The sequence below is a fragment of the Rhodococcus sp. Q1 genome (assembly GCF_004153645.1).
Lineage (GTDB): Bacteria > Actinomycetota > Actinomycetes > Mycobacteriales > Mycobacteriaceae > Rhodococcus > Rhodococcus gordoniae.
On sequence record NZ_SDMJ01000008.1, the window covers coordinates 1 to 17,888 of the forward strand.

The window sequence follows — 17,888 nt, forward strand, 5'->3', positions numbered from 1 at the left end:
CGGCACACTGTTGAGTTCTCAAAGAACACGCACACACCATCGATCCCGAACCTTCCGGTTCGTTCACTCCGGGGTGAGAAGTTCCATCCGGAAGTCTTTTCAACTTCCGGGGCGGCCACCGACCTTACCAGAAGAATCGGGGACTCGTAAACACGTCCAGGCGCCTTCGTCCAACCTCGTTGTCCCGTTCCTTTCGGCCCGGGTCGGTGTCCGTGTCGCTCTGACCTGGATTAAGTTACGCGAGGATCAACTGCCCGCCAAATCGCCTGGTCAGAGGGGGTGAGTCGCGAGGAATCCCCAGGTGGGCAGGTCCGAGCACCGTCTGCCGGCCCGACATCCCTTCGGGTGACGCCCGCCACAGATGTTCGATCAGGGATGTACGCCTAGCGCGACAGGAGCCGGTCTTCGTCGACACCCACCCGCTCGATGGTTCCCCCGAGCTCCTGGAGGATCTCGACGAATCGCGGATAACCACGATCGATGTGATACACGTCGTGCACTTCCGTGACCCCGTCGGCGCACAGGCCGGCGAGCACCAATCCGGCGCCCGCACGGATGTCCGACGCCCACACAGGAGCACTCGACAACTGCTCCACTCCGCGCACGACCGCGTGGTGTCCGTCGGTGCGGGCGTCCGCTCCGAGACGCACCATCTCCTCGACGAATCGGAATCTGGCTTCGAAGACGTTCTCGGTGATCATCGATGTCCCGTCCGCGACGGCAGCGAGACCGATGGCCATGGGCTGCAGGTCGGTCGGAAATCCCGGGTACGGCAACGTCGCGAAGTTGACGGCACGGGGGCGTTCCTTCTGCACGACGTGGAACCCGTCGGCCAGGGGCGTGACCTCGGCACCGGCGCTGCGTAACTTGTCCAGCACCAACGCCAGGTGCTTCGGGTTCACCCCATGGACGCTGAGCTCGCCTCGCGTCATCACTGCCGCGATCCCCCACGTCGCCGCGACGATCCGGTCGCCGATGCAGCGGTGTTCGGTGGGCCGGAGCGAGGCGACGCCCGAGACCCGAAGCGTCGTACTACCCGCACCGGTGATCCGCGCGCCCATCCGGACGAGCATGGTGCACAGGTCGACGATCTCGGGTTCGCGGGCAGCGTTGTCGATCGTTGTGTCGCCCTTCGCGAGGACTGCTGCCATCAGGATGTTCTCCGTCGCTCCCACCGAGGGGAACGCCAGGCGGATGGTGGCGCCGTGCAGATCGTCCGCTTCGGCGACGACGCATCCGTGTTCGATCGTCGAATGCGCGCCGAGCAGACGCAGACCCGCCTGGTGCATGTCGAGGGGGCGAGAGCCGATGGCGTCACCCCCGGGCAGGGCCACGATCGCCTTGCGGCATCGGGCGACCAGCGGACCCAGCACGCAGACCGATGCCCGGAACTGGCGCACGGCCGCGAAGTCGGCGCGGTACTCCGGTTCGGCAGGTGTCGTGATGCGGACCGCGTCGCCGTCGAGTTCGACCTCGCACCCGAGTCCGCGCAGGACGTCGGCCATCAAGGGCACGTCGAGGATGTCGGGGCAGTTGGTGATCGTGGTCGTGCCTTCGGCCAGCAGAGCTGCGGCCATCAACTTGAGGACACTGTTCTTGGCACCCCCGACGACGACGTCGCCGGAAAGGCGGCTCCCACCTGTGACAAGAAAGCGTTCACTCACAACGACACAGCGTAACGGCGTGTCCGCCGGAAGAGCAGAGCCGGTACCGTGACGCCCATGGCAGTCCACCTCACACGGATCTATACGCGCACCGGAGACGACGGAACGACGGGGCTCAGCGACTTCTCCCGCGTCTCGAAGAACGACCCTCGTCTGATCGCCTACGCCGATTGCGACGAGACCAACGCGGCGATCGGTGTGGCGCTCGCACTGGGCGCGCTGCCGGAACGGCTCGTCTCGGTCCTTCGGCAGATCCAGAACGATCTCTTCGATGCCGGCGCCGACCTGTCGACTCCCGTTGTGGAGAACCCGAAGTACCCGCCGCTACGCATCACGCAGCAGTACATCGATCGACTCGAGGGCTGGTGCGACGAGTTCAACGAAGAGCTGGAACCGCTCGATTCGTTCATTCTTCCGGGTGGCACGCCGGGCGCTGCTCTGCTGCACACCGCCAGGACGGTCGCGCGACGCGCCGAACGGTCGGCGTGGGCGGCGGTGGATGCTGCTCCGGACGACACCGACGTCTTGCCGGCGAAGTACCTGAACCGGCTCTCGGATCTTCTCTTCATCCTGTGCCGGATCGCGAACCCGGACGGAGACGTGCTGTGGAAGCCCGGAGCAGGAGCGTGACGAAGTCTCTCTAGAGGGGGCGGCGGCGCTGCGACCGGCCGTCGGGCCTGGATTCGACCCAGGACATGAAGGCCATCAAAGCGCCGCTGTCGAGCGCGATCTCGTACGAGTCGTCGCGGTCGACCACATCGAGGATCACGATGTCCTCGGTCATGATGTCGAATTCGGTGTTCTTCGGCGACCGCCGCGACCGCACGTCGATGCCCTGACGGGCCAAGCGCAGGTCGGGTCCGGGCCGAAGGCTCGAAAGCCTGTAGAACGCGAGTGTCTCGTCGCCGTAACGGACGATTCCGTGCCTCCAGCCGGAACCCTCGTTCTGAGGCATCACTCGCAGGATCGCGGCGGTACCCCCGCCGCGCAGGGTGAACAGTCGGTACAACAAAGCCGCGACGGAGACCGCGAGCAGCACCACAAGGATAGTGAGAATCAGAAATCCGAGTGACACTGCTCGTCGGCTCCGTCGCGGCTTCTCGTTGTTCGACGATCAGGCTCGTTCGACAGCCCGCAGGCGGCCTCGGGCCGCTGCGATCTCCGACTCGTCGCGATTCTCATCGTTCAGAGCCGACTTGGCTGCCTCGACGTCGATGTCCTCCACGCGGTCGGCGGCTTCGGCGAGCACCGTCACCGTCGTCGCGGTCACCGAGAGGAATCCGCCGTGGACGGCCATGACGATCCGCTGACCGTCCGCGGTCTTGACGGACACGACGCCACCCTCGACGAGCTGGCCGAGCACGGGCTCGTGACCGGGCATGATGCCGATCTCGCCCTCGGTGGTCTGGGCGGTGACGAGAGTCGCCGATCCGGACCACACACGCTCCTCGACGGCAACGATGTCCACGCTCATCTCAGCCACGGTGGCCTACTTTCCGGCGATCTTCTTGGCTGCAGCCTCGACGTCGTCGAGTCCACCGCAGCTGTTGAACGCCTGCTCGGGCAGGTGGTCGAACTCACCCTTGCACACGCGGTCGAAGGCCTCGATGGTGTCGGCGAGCGGCACGACCGAACCCGGTTGACCCGTGAACTTCTCGGCGACGATGAAGTTCTGGCCGAGGAACTTCTGGAGACGACGGGCACGGGCGACCGTGACCTTGTCCTCTTCGGAGAGCTCGTCCATACCGAGGATGGCGATGATGTCCTGCAGTTCCTTGTACTTCTGCAGGATGCGCTTGACCTCGTTGGCCACCCGGAAGTGGTCGGCACCGACGATGCCCGGCTCGAGGATTCGCGAGGTCGACGTCAGCGGGTCCACAGCGGGGTAGATACCCATCTGCGAGATCGGACGCGAAAGCTCGGTGGTCGCATCGAGGTGGGCGAACGTCGTGGCCGGCGCGGGGTCGGTGTAGTCGTCGGCGGGCACGTAGATCGCCTGCAGCGAGGTGATCGAGCGACCACGCGTCGAGGTGATGCGCTCCTGGAGCTCACCCATCTCGTCCGCGAGCGTGGGCTGGTATCCCACGGCCGACGGCATACGGCCGAGGAGGGTCGAAACCTCCGAGCCTGCCTGCGTGAAGCGGAAGATGTTGTCGATGAACAGGAGCACGTCCTGTCCCTGGACGTCGCGGAAGTACTCCGCCATCGTCAGGGCCGACAGAGCGACGCGCATACGCGTTCCCGGCGGCTCGTCCATCTGACCGAAGACAAGGGCGGTGTCCTGGAGGACGCCCATCTCTTCCATCTCGAGGTGGAGGTCGGTGCCCTCACGGGTGCGCTCACCGACGCCGGCGAACACCGACGTGCCGGAGAACTCACGCGCGATACGGGTGATCATCTCCTGGATCAGAACGGTCTTGCCGACACCGGCGCCACCGAACAGGCCGATCTTGCCGCCCTTGACGTACGGGGTCAGCAGGTCGATGACCTTGATGCCGGTCTCGAGGATCTCGGTCTTGCCCTCGAGCTGGTCGAAGGCCGGGGGCTTGCGGTGGATGCCCCACTGCTCGCCGTCGCGGCCGGTGCCCGGCGCGTCGAGGCAGTCGCCCAGCGCGTTGAACACGTGGCCCTTGACGACGTCGCCGACGGGAACCGAGATCGGCTTGCCCGTGTCGGACACCGGGGCACCGCGGACCAGTCCGTCGGTCGGCTGCATGGAGATCGTGCGGACCAGGTTGTCACCCAGGTGCTGCGCGACCTCGAGGGTCAGGGTCTTCGCCACGGACGGCAGAGTGACCTCTGCGTGCAGGGCGTTGAACAGCTCGGGCACGGCGCCACGCGGGAACTCCACGTCGACGACGGCGCCGATGACGCGGACGACGCGCCCGGCAAGGGCCGACGCCGCACCGGCGTTGTTGTCGGTTACTGCTGCGGTCATTGTGGTTCAGTCACTTCCTGCACTCGAGGCGAGCGCACCGGCACCGCCGACGATCTCGCTGATTTCCTGGGTGATCTGGGCCTGGCGGGCCTGGTTCGCCTGACGGCTGAGGGTGTTCACCAGTTCCGTGGCATTGTCCGTCGCGGCCTTCATGGCGGTACGACGGGCCGCCGACTCGGAGGCCGCCGCGTCCAGCAGCGACGCGTAGATACGCGTGCTGATGTACTTCGGCAGGAGAGCCTCGAGCAGGACTCCGGCCTCGGGCTCGAAGTTGTACACCGCCTGAGGTCCCTCGGTGCCCGTGCCACGGTGCCCGTCGGTGAGCATGTCCTCGCCGAGGTCGATCTCGTCCTCGGTGATGCTCACCTCGAGCGGAGCCATTCTGCGGACCTGGGGGGTCTGCGTCAGCATCGACACGAAGCGGGTGTAGACGATGTGCAGTTCGTCGACGCCCTCGACGGTGCCTTCGCCGTTCGGGGCGGGCACCTCGGTGCCCGAACCCGCCATGAACAGCTCGACCAGGTGGCGGCTCGCCTTCGCGGCGTCCGTGTAACGAGGATCCTGCGAGAAACCCGTCCAGGCAGCGACCACTTCACGCTCACGGAACGTGTAGTAACCGAGGCCCTTGCCGCCCATCACGTACAGCACAGGCTCCTTGCCCTCGCTGAGGAGCAGCTGACGCAGCTCCTCGGCTTCCTTGAGGACGTTGGAGTTGTAACCGCCGGCCATACCGCGGTCGCTGGTCACGACCAGCACTGCGGCACGCTTGGGGTTCTCACGCTCGTTGAGCAGGGGGTGATCCAACGAGGCCGACGCACTCGCCAGCTCGGAGAGCACCTTGGTGATCTCCTCGGCGTACGGCTTGGACGCTGCCACTCGGGCCTGGGCCTTCGTGATACGCGACGTCGCGATCAGTTCCTGCGCCTTGGTGATCTTCTTGGTCGAGTTGACCGACTTGATCCGCGAGCGCAGTTCGCGCAAGTTCGCCATTCGTCGATCACACTCCCTTCACTGGACGCTGGGTCATGGACTCCCCGCTCACTTGCGAACGGTGGTGCGCTTGACGGAGACCTGCTCCTGCTCGACCTCGTCGGCACCGAGAGCCTCGGCCTCCGCCTCGTTCACGACACGGCTGCCGTCGGAGGCGATGAAACCCTCCTTGAACTTGGCGGTCGCGGCGTGGAGAGCCTCGATCGACTCGTCGGACAGGGCCTTGCCACCGGCGATCTGCTCGTAGACGCCTGCGGCGTTGCGGTGCAGATCCTCGAGGAGCTCGGCCTCGAAGCGACGCACGTCTCCGACCGGAACCGAGTCGAAGACACCTTCGCCGGCGAGGTAGATCGACACGATCTGGTCCTCGACCGCGATGGGAGCGTACTGGTCCTGCTTGAGCAGCTCGACGAGACGCTGACCGCGCTCGAGCTGAGCCTTCGACGCGGCGTCGAGGTCGGAGGCGAAAGCGGCGAAGCCTTCGAGCTCACGGAACTGGGCGAGCTCCAGACGCAGCGAGCCGGACACCTTCTTCATGCCCTTGGTCTGGGCGGCGCCACCGACTCGGGAAACCGAGATACCCACGTTGATGGCGGGGCGGACACCCTTGTTGAACAGGTCGGACTCGAGGAAGACCTGGCCGTCGGTGATGGAGATGACGTTGGTCGGGATGTACGCCGACACGTCGTTCGCCTTGGTCTCGATGATCGGCAGGGCCGTCAGCGAACCGCCACCGAGCTCGTCGGAGAGCTTGGCGGAGCGCTCCAGCAGACGCGAGTGCAGGTAGAAGACATCGCCGGGGTATGCCTCGCGGCCCGGCGGACGACGCAGCAGCAGGGAGATGGCGCGGTACGCCTCGGCCTGCTTGGTGAGGTCGTCGAACACGATGAGGACGTGCTTGCCCTGGTACATCCAGTGCTGGCCGAGGGCCGAACCGGTGTAGGGGGCGAGCCACTTGAAGCCGGCGGAGTCGGAGGCGGGAGCCGCGACGATGGTGGTGTACTCCATCGCGCCGTTCTCCTCGAGTGCCTGCTTGACACCCGCGATGGTCGAGCCCTTCTGGCCGATCGCGACGTAGATGCAGCGGACCTGCTGCTTCGGGTCGCCGGTCTCCCAGTTCGCCTTCTGGTTCAGGATCGCGTCGATGCAGACCGCGGTCTTGCCGGTCTTGCGGTCGCCGATCACGAGCTGACGCTGGCCACGGCCGATCGGGGTCATCGCGTCGATGGCCTTGATGCCGGTCTGCAGCGGCTCCTCGACCGGCTGGCGCTCCAGCACGGTCGCGGCCTGCAGCTCGAGGGCGCGGGTCTCACCGGCTTCGATGTCGCCGAGACCGTCGATCGGCTGACCGAGCGGGTTCACGACGCGGCCCAGGAAGTTGTCGCTCACCGGCACCGACAGAACGTCGCCGGTCCGCTTGACTTCCTGGCCCTCCTCGATGGTCTGGAAGTCGCCCAGGATAACGGCACCGATCTCGGTGGCCTCGAGGTTGAGGGCCACGCCGAGGACGCCGCCGGGGAACTCCAGCAGCTCGTTGGCCATCGCCGACGGCAGACCGCTGATGTGCGCGATGCCGTCACTGGTGTCGACGACCACGCCGACCTCCTCGCGGGAGGCCTCCGGGGAGTAGCTCGCGGTGTAATTGTCAATCGCGCTACGGATCTCGTCGGAGGAGATCGTCAGCTCCGCCATGTTCTTCCTGCTCTCGGTATCTGGTCTTCGAAAAGATCTATGTGTGTGTTCGGTAGTGGACTACGTGAGGCTCTTGCGCACTGCAGCGAGTCGACCCGCGGCACTACCGTCGATGACCTCGTCGCCCACCCGGACGACCAATCCACTGAGAAGCTCGGGATCGACCTCGACGTGCACCGTCACAGGCTTCCCGTAGATGCGGGTCAGGGTCGCGGAGAGCCGCTCCTCCTGCCGCGCATCGAGCGGTGCCGCGCTACGGACATGCGCAACGGCACGGTCCCGCTGGGCTGCTGCGAGTGCCGACAACTCGTCGAACGTGCCGGCCGGAGACTCGCTCAGCCGACCGACCGCATGGACGGCCAGCGTTTCGGTGACCGCGGTCACCTTTCCGTAGAGCAGGCGCGTCAGCAGATCGCGCTTGGCCGAAGCCGGCGTGCCGCGATCGGAGAGCGTCTGCTCGAGGTCGGGGTTGCCGGCCACGATGCGACCGAGGCGGAACAGTTCGTCCTCGACGGTGTCGAGCTGGTCCTGGTCCGCTGCAGCCTTCAGCAGCGCCTCCCGACCGAGCTGGACGAGAGAGTTCGTCAGATCGGACTGGGCCGACCAGTCCTGCCCCGCTGCTGCCTTGACGGTCGCGAGGGTCTGAGCCGAAACCTTGCCGCCGAAGACCTGCTCGGCCAGCCGCTCACGAACGGCAGCCGGGGCCGAGGCGTCGGCCAGCGCGGTCCGAAGAGCCCGCTGGCTGTCGAGCGCCTCGACCACCGAGAAGAGTTCGGAACCGGCCTGAGCCGCAGCGGCAGTCGCGGCACCCGAGCCCAGGGCGGACTGCAACGCGGAACGCGTATGAGCGAGTGCCTCACGGCTTGCTGCGTACATGGTGCTCACTTTCCGGATGCAGAGTCAGCGCTGAGGGAGTCGAGTTCGTCGAGGAATCGATCGATCGAGCCGGCACGCTTCACGTCGTCCGCGAGCGCTTCGCCGAGGATCTTCTCGGCGAGATCCACGGAGCTGCGTCCGAGATCGCTACGCAGCTCGGCCACGATCTGCTGGCGCTGGGCCTGCAGCTGGTTGTGACCGGCGGCGACGATACGGTCGCTCTCCTCCTGGGCCTGCGCCTTCATGTCGGCGATGATCTGCTGGCCCTGTGCACGGGCCTCTTCACGGATCTGCGCCGCCTCGGTGCGGGCCTCGGCGAGCTGGCTACGGTACTGCTCGAGCGCGGCCGCAGCCTCCGCCTGAGCTTCCTCTGCCTTCTTGATGCCGCCTTCGATCAGCTCCGAACGCTCGTCGAGCACCTTCTGGAACATCGGAAGCACGAACTTCCAGAAGACGAATCCGACGAGAATCAGGGCGACCAGCGACCAGACGATGTCGTATGTCGCGGGAAGGAGGGGGTTGGGAGTCTCCCCTTCCTCGGCCGCGAGAATCAGGATGCTGTCAGCCATGGTGATCGTCGGATCAGAAGATGAAGCCGGCGACGATGCCGATCAGCGCCAGGGCCTCGGTGAACGCGATACCGAGGAACATCGTGGTGCGCAGCTGGCCGGCCATCTCGGGCTGACGAGCCATGCCCTCGATCGCCTTGCCGACGACGATGCCGATGCCGATGCCGGGGCCGATGGCGGCGAGGCCGTAGCCGATGGCGCCTGCACCCGAGATCGTGGTGTCCTGGGCGAGGACGTCTGCTGCCTGAAGCGCAACGCTCATTGGTGTTCCATTCCCTTTCTTGTGGCTCGGCCCCGGGAGTCGGCAACCGAGTCAGTCTGTGTGTAGATGTGGGTCGTGCCGTTCGTCGAGCTAGTGCTCTTCGGCGTGCAGCGCCAGATCGATGTACACCGCGGTGAGCAGCGCGAAGATGTAGGCCTGCAGGACGATCACCAGGAGCTCGAAGAAGGTGAACGCGATTCCGCCGATGAGAGAACCGATGCCGAACACCTTCATGAAGCCGTCGGAATCGAAGAAGAAGAACTGGGTGGCACTGAAGAACAGCACGAGCATGATGTGACCGGCCAGCATGTTGGCCATGAGACGAATGGTCAGCGTGAACGGCCGCAGAATGAACGTCGAGACGAACTCGATCGGGATCACCAGCACGTGGAGAGCGGGCGGCAGGTTCGGAATGACGATGCTGCTCTTGACGTAGCGGAAGAATCCGTACTTCTTGATGCCCACATAGTTGAAGACGATGTAGGCGAGTGCCGCGAGCACGATCGGCATACCGATTCGTGCGTTGGACGAGATGTTGAGGAACGGGATGACCGATGTGAGGTTCAGACCGACCACCAGGAAGAAGATGGTGACGATCACCGGAAGGAACCGGCGTCCCTGTTCCTTACCGAGGATGTCCTCGGCGATATGGATCCGGACGAAGTCGAGCATGATCTCGGCGACGTTCTGCACGCCCCGCGGCACGATCTTCGGACTCCGCAGCGCGAAGAAGAAGAACAGAGCGACGATCAGGGCGACGGCGACGCGGATGAGCATCAACCGGTCCATCTCGAAGGGGGTGCCTTCGAACAGGACTGCCGGTGGGAAAAAATCAGCTAGTGACGGCGCGTGGAATTCTCCGGCTGCCAAGGTGGTGACGCTCAGCGCTCTCTCCCGTAGTCGGCCGCAGGCATGCCGTCTGCGGTTCGATCGGACATTGACGATCCAGAAGTCGACCAGGTCGGCTCGCGTATTCGCCAGTGTTCCGAACCGCGTGAACGGTCCTGCTTCCTGCCGGTGTCGGCGACTCTCGTCGACTCGGCGGCCATTTGAACACGGCCGCCTACGAAGTCACAACTGCGCACCGTTTCCAAACCGGATGCGGCCAGTGTCACTCTCGCAGAACTCACCCTACCAACTGCTCTACGACAGCGCGTAGGTGGGTTCCTACGTGGGGGGTTATGGACATCCGGCGCTACTACCGATCGTCGTTGTTCACCTCGGGCGACGGGCGGGGATCGACGTACAGGGCGCGCTGCGAGAGCACCCCGTAGGTCTCCGCTCCCAGAACGATGACCAGCGCGAAAACGATCGTGAGCACCAGCGCGTTGCGGTTGTAGAAGTCGAGCGAGTCGAGCGAACCCATCACGACGATGGCGAGGATCAACTTCAGCAACCAGGTGCCGAGAAGAACGGCACCGGCGGTCATCGCCGGCATCTTCGACGTCAGGAGCACACCGAGCGCGGTGAAAAGGATGAATCCTCCGCCGACGGCCGCGCCGATCAGCGCGCCCCACAGTCCCGGCATCCCGGCGACGAGCACCGAGACCACCGATGCCACCACGGCGAGCGCGAGAAGACCGAGGACGCCGTAGCGCACCGCCGCGCGCATGGGTGCGATCGGGTCGGGCAGCGAGGGCAGACCGTGGTCGGGTTCGGGATGATCCGGGTTCGTCACGATATCCGAGCCTAACCGACCTCTCGGGAGTGCTCCGGTGGTGTCTCCCCCGACTCGTCGTGCCGCCGCAGCGACGGCACCGCGGTCACGACGAGAGCGAACACGAGACCGCCCGCGAGAATCAGCACCACGGCCCTCCGATCGAGCAGCGAGGAACCGACGGCCCCGAACGCGAGGATGCCGACCCACAGGTAGAGCAGGAGCACCACGCGACGGTGGGAGTGCCCGATCTGCAGGAGGCGGTGATGGAGGTGCATCTTGTCCGGGCTGAACGGGCTGACACCGGCCCGCGTGCGGCGCACGATCGCGAGGAGCAGGTCGAGGATCGGGATGAACATCACCGCACCCATCAGAATGAGCGGTGAGAGCAGACCCAGCAGGTCGCGCGAGCCGTATGCGCTCAACGGGATGAGCCCCGAGGCGCTCGTGGAGATCGCGGCGAGCATCAGGCCGATGAGCATCGATCCGGAGTCGCCCATGAAGATCTTGGCGGGCTGGAAGTTGTGCGGCAGGAAGCCGAGGCACGCACCCGCGAGGGCCGCAGCCATGAGGGCCGGCGGGTAGGCGGAGACGTCGCCACCCTGATCGAGCAGCAGGCCGACGGAGAACGCACAGATCGCCAGCGCGGCGATGAGACCCAGCCCGGCCGCGAGTCCGTCGAGCCCGTCGACGAAGTTCATCGCGTTGATCATCACGGCGGCGACGACGACGGTGATGAGCCCGCCCTGAAGTTGGTCGAGCACGAGCGTCGACGCACTGAAGGGGTCGTAGATGACGATCCAGCTCACGCCCATGACCACGAGCACGCCGGCCGCGGTGACCTGCCCGACGAACTTGGTGAGCGCGTCGAGACCCCACCGGTCGTCGACGATCCCGACGACGACGATGATCGAAGCTGCGACGAGCGCCGCTCCCATGTCCGGGGTGTATTCGAAACCCCTTGTCAGAGCTGGCAACTGCTGAGCGAAGATGATCCCCGCAACGAGACCGATGTACATGCCGACCCCACCCATCCGGGGTGTCGGCGTCACGTGCACGTCGCGATCACGGGGCACCGCGACCGCCCCGAACTTCAGTGCGAGGATCCGCACCACGCCGGTCGCGAGGAAGGTCACCACCGCGGAGGTGAGCAGGACGAGGAGAAGCTCCCGGATGGGAACGCCGGCGCCGCGCCCGGCCTGAGCGAGCAGTACGGCGGTGGTGTCGGCTGCAGTCACGTGCTCCGTTCCTCCGCCGCTACTCCCCGCCGGAACGAAGACGCTCGGGATCGTCGCCGAGCACCTCCGCGAGCGCTTCGGCCGTCACGGCGCCTTCGCGCAGGATGCGCGGACGGTCACCCGTGAGATCGACGATCGTCGAGGCGATGCCGTGTTCGGCGGGACCACCGTCGAGATAGACACTCGCCGACGCTCCGAGTTGCTCGCGCGCCTCGGTGACGTTCGTCGCCGGCGGCCGGCCGGAGACGTTCGCGCTGGACACCGCGAGCGGGCCGACCTCGCGCAGCAGTTCCAGGATCACGGGGTGCAGCGGCATGCGGAGCATGACCGTGCCGCGCGTGTCCCCGAGGTCCCAGGCCAGGGAGGGTGCCTGATGCACCACGAGGCTGAGCCCACCCGGCCAGAAGGCACGGATCAATTCCCGCGCCTCGGGACGTACCGAGGCGACGAGGCCGTCGATGGTCGTCCAGGAGCCGACGAGGACCGGCACCGGCATGTCGCGTCCGCGGCCCTTCGCGCGCAGGAGCGAGGTCACGGCGTCGGAGTCGAACGCATCTGCCGCGATGCCGTACACCGTGTCGGTAGGTACGACGACGAGTCGTCCGGCCTTGAGTGCACCACGCGCCGCGTTGAGTCCGGCGGCGCGCGAAGCTTCGTTGTTGCAGTCGTACACGGTGCTCACGCGCTCATCCTTCCACTTCGGCCGGAGTCGGCACCGGACGGGTCCTGCCCGTCAGCCGTCCGCAGCAGACCGTACCGACTTCATGCGGTCGGCCTCCACCGCGGTGGGAACCCGGTGGGCGGTGACGAACCGGGCCTTACCGGCGAGGTCGGGGTGCCGGACGACATCGCCGAAGACGCGACGCTGTTCGAACAGTTCGGCGACGAGCAGACTGTGTGTGTCGTCGTGCTCGACCGCGGCCGCTCCCCCGATCCGCAGCCATCGCGCGATGTTCGACACCATCGGGCGGATGACGGACAGACCGTCGACCCCTCCGAAGAGCGCCGAGTGCGGGTCGTGCTCGATCACCTCGGGTTCCAGTTCGGCGCCTTCCGGGATGTAGGGCGGGTTGGCGACCACCAGGTCGACGGCGCCTTCGAGGTTGCTGAGCAGGGTGCGGTCGGTGACATCGCCCTGATACAGCCGGATCGGGGTGTCGCCTTCCTGCGCGCGGGTCTCGGCGTTGCGTCGGGCCCACCCGAGGGCCTTCGCTTCGAGTTCGACGGCGTGGACCTCGGCATCGGGCCGGGCGTGCGCGATCGCCAGTGCGAGTGCGCCGGATCCGGTGCACAGATCGAGCACGATCGGATTGCGGCTTCCGTGACGTTCGAGGAAGGCCAGGGCCCATCCGAGGAGCAGTTCGGTCTCGGGTCGGGGCACGAAGACACCCGGTCCCACCGCGAGGTCGATCTCCCCCATCGGCGAGGTGCCGGTGATGTACTGCAGCGGTATTCGTTTCGCTCGCTGTTCGACCATGGATCGATAGGCGTCGATGGTCGCCGCGTCGACGAGCGGGACCAGGCCGAGTCGGCCGCGCTCGATGCCGAGCAGGTGCGCGGCGAGAAGTTCGGCGTCGACCCGGGGACTCGGGACTCCTGCTTCCTCGAGGACCGATGCCGCTTCGATGACGGCCAGGCGCAGAGGTTGACGGCTCACGCCTTACAGCGTGCCACGACTCCGGTCCTGCGCTACGCGGAGGTAGCCCTCACATTGCACGCATACGCCGCGGACCGGACATCCGATGCGTTTCCGGCGACGTGATTGACGGCACGGTGGGGCGGGCACCCGGACAGGGACCGATACCTTGCGGTCGGTTTCATCGACAGAAAGGGATTGCCCATGAAGTCACGGACTGTGCGTGGAATCACCGTTCTCGCCGCAGCGGGCGCGGCCGCTTTCGCGGCCCCCGCCCTCGCGAGCGCGGACCCTATCGATTTCCAGCCGATCCCCGTCGGATGCCCGGCGGGGATCGGTCCGGTCGATACGGAGACCGCCGTCGCCGAGGAGGATGCGGAACCCGGCTCGATCGAGTACGAGATCGAGCAGGAGGGCAGCGGCGGAGGCCGGATCGGCTGGGTGAACCTGAGGACGCTCCAGCTGGGGACGGGTGCGCTGCCGGGACCCCTGGAAGGTGAGGAGCCCGCGGTGGTCCTCGAGACCGGTGAGGGCCTCGTCGTCAGCGCAGTCTGGGGTGCCCATGAGAACTCCGACGGTCAGGGTTGCTTCCTGCTGCCGGGCGTCGATCTCACCGACGTCCCGCCGGCCGCGGCGGCCGATCCGGAGGTACCCGCAGTAACCGATCCTGCGGGCAACGAGTAGCCCTGCTCCCCCGTCGAGGCCCGGCTCCTGCGGTTACTCGGCCGCGAGCCGGGCTTCTCGGTCTGCAGCGCCCAGGGCGTCGAGCAACGCATCGAGTTCGCCGTCGAGCACCGCGTCGAGGTTGTGGGCCTTGAAACCGATGCGGTGATCGGTGATCCGGTTTTCCGGGAAGTTGTAGGTGCGGATGCGCTCCGACCGGTCGACGGTGCGCACCTGGCTGGCCCGACCTGCCGATGCTTCCGCGTCGGCTGCCTCTTCGGCCGCCGCCTGCAGGCGCGCCGCGAGCACCTGCATCGCGCGGGCCTTGTTCTGCAGCTGGGAGCGTTCGTTCTGGCAGGTCACCACGATGCCGGTGGGAAGGTGTGTGATGCGCACGGCCGAGTCGGTGGTGTTGACGCCCTGACCGCCCTTGCCGGACGACCGGTAGACGTCGATGCGCAGGTCGCTCTCGTCGATCTGCACCTGCTCGACCTCGTCGGGCTCGGGGTAGACGAAGACGCCGGCCGCGGAGGTGTGCACGCGGCCCTGCGATTCGGTGACGGGCACCCGCTGGACGCGGTGCACGCCACCCTCGAACTTGAGGCGGGACCACACGCCGTCGCGCACATCGGTCTTCGACTTGACCGACAGGGTGATGTCCTTGTAACCGCCGAGATCGGAGTAGGTGGCGCCGAGAACTTCGACGCGCCACCCGGCGCGTTCGGCATAGCGGGTGTACATCCGGGCGAGGTCGGAGGCGAACAGAGCGGACTCCTCACCGCCCTCACCGGACTTGACCTCGAGGACCACGTCGTCGCTGTCGTGCGGATCACGAGGAGCGAGCAGGTCGGTGAGGGACCGGTCGAGCTCGGCGACCTGCGATTCGAGGTCGTCGACCTCCGACGCGAACGACGAGTCGTCGGTGGCGAGTTCGCGCGCCGCTTCGAGATCGTCGCGGGCCTGCTTCAGAGCGTTGTAGGTCGACATCACCGGGGCGAGTTCGGCGAACCGCTTGCCCACCCGGCGGGCCGCCGCGGGATCGTCGTGCAGCGACGGGTCGGACAATTGCTGCTCCAGACCCGCGTATTCGGCCAGGATGTCGTCGATGGCCGACGGCTTGGTCTGCCCCGCCATGATGTGCTCCGCTCTGATTCGGTCCGTGCAACGAAAATGCCGACGCCCGGCCTGCACGGGGGCAGTACCGGGCGTCGGCGTGACAGCTAGCTGTCGGAATCGGCCTTCTTCGATGCACGCTTGCCGTAGCGAGCCTCGAAGCGCGCGACACGACCGCCGGTGTCGAGGATCTTCTGCTTGCCGGTGTAGAACGGGTGGCAGTTGGAGCAGACTTCGACGGTGATCCGTCCGGCCTCCGACGTGCTGCGGGTCTCGAACGTGTTGCCGCAACCGCAGACGACGGTCGTCGTCACGTAGTTGGGGTGGATTCCTGCCTTCATGGTGTCCCTTTCGTGGCCGCCGGGTCGCCTTCGCGGATCGAAGACGTGAACCGGAGCCGGACTGAGCCTGTCGATTATGCCAAACGTAGGGCCCCGGGAAGAAATTCCCGGGGCGCCGACGTCAGTCGTCGAGTGCCCCCGGTGCGGTCTTCGCCACATTCATGAGGAACTCGATGTTCGTCTTGGACTTCTTGAGCCGGTCGATGAGCAGATCGATCGCCTGGTGCGAATCGAGGCCCGAGAGCACGCGGCGCAGCTTGTGCACCACGGCGAACTCGTCCGGGCTCATGAGCAGCTCGTCCTTGCGCGTACCGGACGGGTTGACGTCGACCGCCGGGAACACGCGACGCTCGGCGATCTTCCGGTCGAGCTTGAGCTCGGCGTTGCCGGTGCCCTTGAACTCCTCGAAGATGACGGTGTCGCCGGTGGAGCCGGTCTCGACCATCGCGGTGGCGATGATCGTGAGCGACCCGCCGTTCTCGATGTTGCGGGCAGCACCGAGGAAACGCTTCGGCGGGTACAGCGCGGTCGAGTCGACACCACCGGAGAGGATGCGTCCGGATGCCGGCGACGAGTTGTTGTACGCGCGGCCGAGACGGGTGATGGAGTCGAGGAGCACCACGACGTCCTGGCCCATCTCCACGAGACGCTTGGCACGCTCGATGGCGAGCTCGGCGACCGAGGTGTGGTCTGACGGCGGCCGGTCGAAGGTCGAGGCGATGACCTCGCCCTTCACCGAACGCTGCATGTCGGTGACCTCTTCGGGACGCTCGTCGACGAGGACGACCATGAGGTAGCACTCGGGGTTGTTGACGGCGATCGCGTTCGCGATGTCCTGGAGGACCGTGGTCTTGCCGGCCTTCGGCGGCGACACGATGAGCGCGCGCTGCCCCTTACCGATCGGCATGACCAGGTCGATCACGCGCGTGGTGAGGATGTTCGGCTGGGTCTCGAGCCGCAGACGCTGGTTCGGGTACAGCGGCGTGAGCTTGTTGAACTCGGGGCGGCGCTTGGCCGAGTCGACGTCGCGGCCGTTGACCGTGTCGAGGCGGACCAGCGGGTTGAACTTCTGGCGCTGGTTGCTCTGCTCGCCCTCGCGGGGAACCCGCACGGCACCGGTGATGGCGTCGCCGCGGCGCAGGCCGTTCTTACGCACCATGTTCATCGACACGTAGACGTCGTTCGGGCCGGCGAGGTAGCCGGACGTGCGCACGAACGCGTAGTTGTCGAGGACGTCGAGGATGCCGGCGACCGGCTGCAGGACGTCGTCCTCGCGGATCTCGGGCTCGCGCGAGTCCGAACCGCCTTCGTTGCGGTCACGTCCACGGCGACGCTCACGGAAGCGACGGCCCCGGCGGCCGCGGCCGCCTTCCTCGTCGTCTCCCCCACGGTTGTCCTGGCTCTGACGCGGGCCCTGGTTTCCGCCGTCACGATCGCCGCCGTCCTGACCGCGATCACCCTGGTTACGGTCACCCTGGTTGCGGTCACCCTGGTTGCGATCGCGCCGCGAGGAGCCGTCGCCGGAGTTGCGGTCCTGGCCCTTCTCGCGCTGCGAGTCGCGGTCCTGGCGGCCGTCCTCGGACGACTCGGCACCTTCGGTCTGCTGGTTCTGGTCGGCGTTGTCGCCACCACGACGTCCGCGACGGCCACGGCCGCGACGGTTTCCGTCGGATTCGTTGTCGCCGCTGGGGGTCTGGCCACCCTGCTGCTTCTCCTGCGAGCCGTCCACGGCCGACTTCGCGTCGGCCTTCTGCTCGGCCGACTTCGCGTCGGCCGGGTTCGCGTCGGCCTTCTGCTCGGGCGCGGCGGTCTCGTCGGAGGCGGCACGGCCACGGCGACCGCGGGTGCCACGCGAGGGCGCTCCCTCGGGCTTGTCTGCCGTCTCGGTCTTCGCTGCCGCTTCGGCCTTCTCGGCGGACGCGGTCTTGTCGGTGCCGGTGTCCGACGCGGCTGCAGGCTGCTCGGTGGCAGGTGCGGCGCCGCCGCCTCCCTGCCGCTCCTTGATGGCAGCGATGAGATCGCCCTTGCGCATCCCGGAGGTGCCCTTGATTCCGAGCTCGGCGGCAAGTGTCCGCAACTCGGCAAGCACCATGCCCGAAAGGCCTGCTCCGCGGCGACCGCGCGTGGTCGTCCGGCTACCGGCCTCGGGAATGTCGAGCGCAGGTGTAGCGATCAGGTCCGTATCTGTCACGGAGATCCTTCCTTCCCTCGCTCGCTTCATGCGCAGCAGAGGGTTCGTCCCGCAGATC

Annotated in this window: 19 protein-coding genes; 2 read left to right on the forward strand and 17 right to left on the reverse strand. The window is 66.6% G+C overall.

All coding sequences use genetic code 11. The features are described 5' to 3' along the window. Window positions 1–383 precede the first annotated feature (383 nt). Window positions 384–1,664, reverse strand: coding sequence for a UDP-N-acetylglucosamine 1-carboxyvinyltransferase (murA, locus tag EQ874_RS19380; RefSeq protein WP_064063585.1), 1,281 nt, complete (start codon window positions 1,662–1,664; stop codon window positions 384–386). A gap of 57 nt (window positions 1,665–1,721) precedes the next feature. Here murA and EQ874_RS19385 point away from each other — a divergent pair, with 57 nt between their 5' ends. Beyond that, window positions 1,722–2,294, forward strand: a complete 573-nt coding sequence (locus tag EQ874_RS19385; protein WP_064063586.1) for a cob(I)yrinic acid a,c-diamide adenosyltransferase — start codon at window positions 1,722–1,724, stop codon at window positions 2,292–2,294. Between the two features lie 10 nt (window positions 2,295–2,304). On the opposite strand, the gene EQ874_RS19390 is transcribed toward EQ874_RS19385, so the two are convergent. From EQ874_RS19390 to prmC, 13 genes are all read right to left on the reverse strand, one after another. Next, entirely contained in the window at window positions 2,305–2,739 is a 435-nt protein-coding gene (locus EQ874_RS19390; RefSeq protein ID WP_064063587.1) for a DUF2550 domain-containing protein, read from the reverse strand. Between the two features lie 39 nt (window positions 2,740–2,778). Next, window positions 2,779–3,147: a F0F1 ATP synthase subunit epsilon gene (locus EQ874_RS19395; protein ID WP_207213590.1), complete on the reverse strand. Its 369-nt coding sequence runs from the start codon at window positions 3,145–3,147 to the stop codon at window positions 2,779–2,781. 6 nt (window positions 3,148–3,153) lie between these two features. Beyond that, window positions 3,154–4,602 carry a F0F1 ATP synthase subunit beta gene (atpD, locus tag EQ874_RS19400; protein ID WP_016692470.1) on the reverse strand — a complete coding sequence of 483 codons (1,449 nt, stop codon included), beginning with the start codon at window positions 4,600–4,602 and terminating at the stop codon, window positions 3,154–3,156. A gap of 6 nt (window positions 4,603–4,608) precedes the next feature. Continuing rightward, window positions 4,609–5,592, reverse strand: coding sequence for a F0F1 ATP synthase subunit gamma (locus EQ874_RS19405; protein WP_016934669.1), 984 nt, complete (start codon window positions 5,590–5,592; stop codon window positions 4,609–4,611). Window positions 5,593–5,640: 48 nt separating this feature from the next. Continuing rightward, window positions 5,641–7,284 (reverse strand): F0F1 ATP synthase subunit alpha, encoded by a 1,644-nt coding sequence (gene atpA / locus EQ874_RS19410; RefSeq protein ID WP_016934668.1) that lies wholly within the window; start codon window positions 7,282–7,284, stop codon window positions 5,641–5,643. A gap of 60 nt (window positions 7,285–7,344) precedes the next feature. Further along, entirely contained in the window at window positions 7,345–8,160 is an 816-nt protein-coding gene (locus tag EQ874_RS19415; RefSeq protein ID WP_064063640.1) for a F0F1 ATP synthase subunit delta, read from the reverse strand. Window positions 8,161–8,165: 5 nt separating this feature from the next. Beyond that, window positions 8,166–8,729 (reverse strand): F0F1 ATP synthase subunit B, encoded by a 564-nt coding sequence (locus EQ874_RS19420; RefSeq protein ID WP_006552592.1) that lies wholly within the window; start codon window positions 8,727–8,729, stop codon window positions 8,166–8,168. Window positions 8,730–8,742: 13 nt separating this feature from the next. Beyond that, window positions 8,743–8,991: an ATP synthase F0 subunit C gene (locus EQ874_RS19425; protein ID WP_016935169.1), complete on the reverse strand. Its 249-nt coding sequence runs from the start codon at window positions 8,989–8,991 to the stop codon at window positions 8,743–8,745. Window positions 8,992–9,081: 90 nt separating this feature from the next. After that, on the reverse strand, window positions 9,082–9,780 hold the full coding sequence (gene atpB / locus EQ874_RS19430; protein WP_006552590.1) for a F0F1 ATP synthase subunit A: 699 nt from the start codon (window positions 9,778–9,780) through the stop codon (window positions 9,082–9,084). Window positions 9,781–10,189: 409 nt separating this feature from the next. Then, the gene (locus EQ874_RS19440; protein ID WP_064063590.1) at window positions 10,190–10,669 is read right to left on the reverse strand and encodes a hypothetical protein; all 480 of its coding nucleotides are present in this window, start codon (window positions 10,667–10,669) and stop codon (window positions 10,190–10,192) included. Between the two features lie 11 nt (window positions 10,670–10,680). Further along, window positions 10,681–11,886 carry an MraY family glycosyltransferase gene (locus EQ874_RS19445; protein ID WP_064063591.1) on the reverse strand — a complete coding sequence of 402 codons (1,206 nt, stop codon included), beginning with the start codon at window positions 11,884–11,886 and terminating at the stop codon, window positions 10,681–10,683. A 19-nt stretch (window positions 11,887–11,905) separates the two neighbouring features. Beyond that, complete coding sequence (locus tag EQ874_RS19450; RefSeq protein ID WP_064063592.1) at window positions 11,906–12,568, reverse strand: L-threonylcarbamoyladenylate synthase; 663 nt, start codon at window positions 12,566–12,568, stop codon at window positions 11,906–11,908. A 51-nt stretch (window positions 12,569–12,619) separates the two neighbouring features. Further along, window positions 12,620–13,543 (reverse strand): peptide chain release factor N(5)-glutamine methyltransferase, encoded by a 924-nt coding sequence (gene prmC, locus EQ874_RS19455; RefSeq protein WP_129977813.1) that lies wholly within the window; start codon window positions 13,541–13,543, stop codon window positions 12,620–12,622. Window positions 13,544–13,726: 183 nt separating this feature from the next. On the opposite strand from prmC, the gene EQ874_RS19460 reads away from it, so the two are divergent. Beyond that, window positions 13,727–14,206, forward strand: coding sequence for a hypothetical protein (locus EQ874_RS19460; RefSeq protein WP_129977814.1), 480 nt, complete (start codon window positions 13,727–13,729; stop codon window positions 14,204–14,206). A gap of 33 nt (window positions 14,207–14,239) precedes the next feature. Here the strand turns inward: EQ874_RS19460 and prfA are convergent, their stop codons facing one another. The 3 genes from prfA to rho form a co-directional block, all read right to left on the reverse strand. Further along, window positions 14,240–15,319 (reverse strand): peptide chain release factor 1, encoded by a 1,080-nt coding sequence (gene prfA / locus EQ874_RS19465; protein ID WP_064063595.1) that lies wholly within the window; start codon window positions 15,317–15,319, stop codon window positions 14,240–14,242. 86 nt (window positions 15,320–15,405) lie between these two features. Beyond that, window positions 15,406–15,639 (reverse strand): 50S ribosomal protein L31, encoded by a 234-nt coding sequence (rpmE, locus tag EQ874_RS19470; protein WP_016933591.1) that lies wholly within the window; start codon window positions 15,637–15,639, stop codon window positions 15,406–15,408. Between the two features lie 121 nt (window positions 15,640–15,760). Beyond that, window positions 15,761–17,731 carry a transcription termination factor Rho gene (gene rho, locus EQ874_RS19475; RefSeq protein WP_242496829.1) on the reverse strand — a complete coding sequence of 657 codons (1,971 nt, stop codon included), beginning with the start codon at window positions 17,729–17,731 and terminating at the stop codon, window positions 15,761–15,763. Window positions 17,732–17,888 lie beyond the last annotated feature (157 nt).